This window comes from Amphibacillus cookii, assembly GCF_016908375.1.
GTDB classification, from domain to species: Bacteria; Bacillota; Bacilli; order Bacillales; family Amphibacillaceae; genus Amphibacillus_C; species Amphibacillus_C cookii.
This window is the reverse complement of record NZ_JAFBDS010000024.1, coordinates 1-2,923: the sequence shown is the minus strand read 5'-3', so window position 1 is coordinate 2,923 and position 2,923 is coordinate 1. Positions and strand designations below refer to the sequence as shown.

Here is a 2,923-nt window from a genome sequence, read left to right as displayed (position 1 = left end):
TTTTAGTTAAGTCCTCGATCGATTAGTATTCGTCAGCTGCACATGTTGCCATGCTTCCACCTCGAACCTATCTACCTCATCGTCTCTGAGGGATCTTACTCTTTAAAAGATGGGAAGTCTCATCTTGAGGGGGGCTTCATGCTTAGATGCTTTCAGCACTTATCCCTTCCACACGTAGCTACCCAGCTATGCTCCTGGCGGAACAACTGGTACACCAGCGGTATGTCCATCCCGGTCCTCTCGTACTAAGGACAGCTCCTCTCAAACTTCCAACGCCCACGACGGATAGGGACCGAACTGTCTCACGACGTTCTGAACCCAGCTCGCGTACCGCTTTAATGGGCGAACAGCCCAACCCTTGGGACCGACTACAGCCCCAGGATGCGATGAGCCGACATCGAGGTGCCAAACCTCCCCGTCGATGTGGACTCTTGGGGGAGATAAGCCTGTTATCCCCGGGGTAGCTTTTATCCGTTGAGCGACGGCCCTTCCATGCGGTACCGCCGGATCACTAAGCCCGACTTTCGTCCCTGCTCGACTTGTAGGTCTCGCAGTCAAGCTCCCTTCTGCCTTTACACTCTTCGAATGATTTCCAACCATTCTGAGGGAACCTTTGGGCGCCTCCGTTACTCTTTGGGAGGCGACCGCCCCAGTCAAACTGCCCGCCTGACACTGTCTCCGAACCGGATCACGGTCCTGGGTTAGAAGGTCAACACGATCAGGGTGGTATCCCACCGGCGCCTCCACGTAAGCTAGCGCTCACGCTTCTTAGGCTCCCACCTATCCTGTACAAATCGTGCCAACATTCAATATCAGGCTACAGTAAAGCTCCACGGGGTCTTTCCGTCCTGTCGCGGGTAATGCGCATTTTCACGCATCGTATAATTTCACCGGGTCTCTCGTTGAGACAGTGCCCAAGTCGTTGCACCTTTCGTGCGGGTCGGAACTTACCCGACAAGGAATTTCGCTACCTTAGGACCGTTATAGTTACGGCCGCCGTTTACTGGGGCTTCGGTTCAACGCTTCGCTTACGCTAACGCGTCCCCTTAACCTTCCAGCACCGGGCAGGTGTCAGCCCCTATACTTCGCCTTGCGGCTTCGCAGAGACCTGTGTTTTTGCTAAACAGTCGCTTGGGCCTTTTCACTGCGGCTTCTCATGCAAGAAGCACCCCTTCTCCCGAAGTTACGGGGTCATTTTGCCGAGTTCCTTAACGAGAGTTCTCCCGCTCACCTTAGAATACTCATCTCGCCTACCTGTGTCGGTTTGCGGTACAGGCACCTCTTTCCTCACTAGAGGCTTTTCTTGGCAGTGTGAAATCAGGAACTTCAGTACTTTATTTCCTTCCCCATCACAGCTCATGATTGCCAGACGGATTTGCCTATCTGACTCACTCACTGCTTGGACGCGCCTATCCATCAGCGCGCTTTCCTTATCCTCCTGCGTCCCCCCGTTGTTCAAACGGAAAGGAGGTGGTACAGGACTATCAACCTGTTGTCCATCGCCTACGCCTTTCGGCCTCGGCTTAGGTCCTGACTAACCCTGAGTGGACGAGCCTTCCTCAGGAAACCTTAGGCTTTCGGTGAAGAAGATTCTCACTTCTTTTTCGCTACTCATACCGGCATTCTCACTTCTAAGCGCTCCACCAGTCCTCTCGATCTGACTTCACTGCACTTAGAACGCTCTCCTACCATTGTTCGAAGAACAATCCGTAGCTTCGGTGATACGTTTAGCCCCGGTACATTTTCGGCGCAGCGTCACTCGACCAGTGAGCTATTACGCACTCTTTAAATGATGGCTGCTTCTAAGCCAACATCCTGGTTGTCTATGCAACGCCACATCCTTTTCCACTTAACGTATACTTGGGGACCTTAGCTGACGGTCTGGGTTGTTTCCCTCTCGACTATGAACCTTATCACCCATAGTCTGACTCCCAAGGTTGTATCTTTGGCATTCGGAGTTTGACTGCATTCGGTAACCCGGTAGGGGCCCCTCGTCCAATCAGTGCTCTACCTCCAACATACATCCCTTGAGGCTAGCCCTAAAGCTATTTCGGAGAGAACCAGCTATCTCCGTGTTCGATTGGCATTTCACCCCTACCCACACCTCATCCCCGCATTTTTCAACATACGTGGGTTCGGGCCTCCAGTCAGTGTTACCTGACCTTCACCCTGGACATGGGTAGATCACACGGTTTCGGGTCTACGACCCCCTACTCTATGCGCCCTATTCAGACTCGCTTTCGCTGCGGCTCCATCTTTTCTGATTTAACCTTGCAGGAGATCGTAACTCGCCGGTCCATTCTACAAAAGGTACGCCGTCACCCATTAACGGGCTTCGACTACTTGTAGGCACACGGTTTCAGGATCTCTTTCACTCCCCTTCCGGGGTGCTTTTCACCTTTCCCTCACGGTACTGGTTCACTATCGGTCACTAGGAAGTATTTAGCCTTGGGAGATGGTCCTCCCGGATTCCGACGGCATTTCACGTGTGCCGCCGTACTCAGGATCCACATCGGAGGGTACGACTTTTTCATTACAGGGCTGTTACCTTCTTTGGCTGACCTTTCCAGGTCGCTTCATGTAAGCCATACCTTTGTAACTCCGTATGATGTGTCCTACAACCCCAAGAAGCAAGCTTCTTGGTTTGGGCTGTTTCCGTTTCGCTCGCCGCTACTCAGGAAATCGCGTTTGCTTTCTCTTCCTCTGGGTACTGAGATGTTTCAGTTCCCCAGGTCTGCCTTCATACACCTATCGATTCAGTGCATGATTCTACTCCATTACGAGTAGAGGGTTCCCCCATTCGGATATTCCCGGATCCATGCTTACGTACAGCTCCCCGAGACATTTCGGTGTTCGTCCCGTCCTTCGTCGGCTCCTAGTGCCAAGGCATCCACCGTGCGCCCTTTCTTACTTAACTAAGTTG

Annotated in this window: 1 rRNA gene; it reads right to left on the bottom strand. The window is 52.7% G+C overall.

Annotated elements, in window-relative coordinates:
* Positions 1 to 2: 2 nt before the first annotated feature.
* Positions 3 to 2,917, bottom strand: a 23S ribosomal RNA gene (locus JOE23_RS17695).
* Between the last annotated feature and the right edge of the window lie 6 nt (positions 2,918 to 2,923).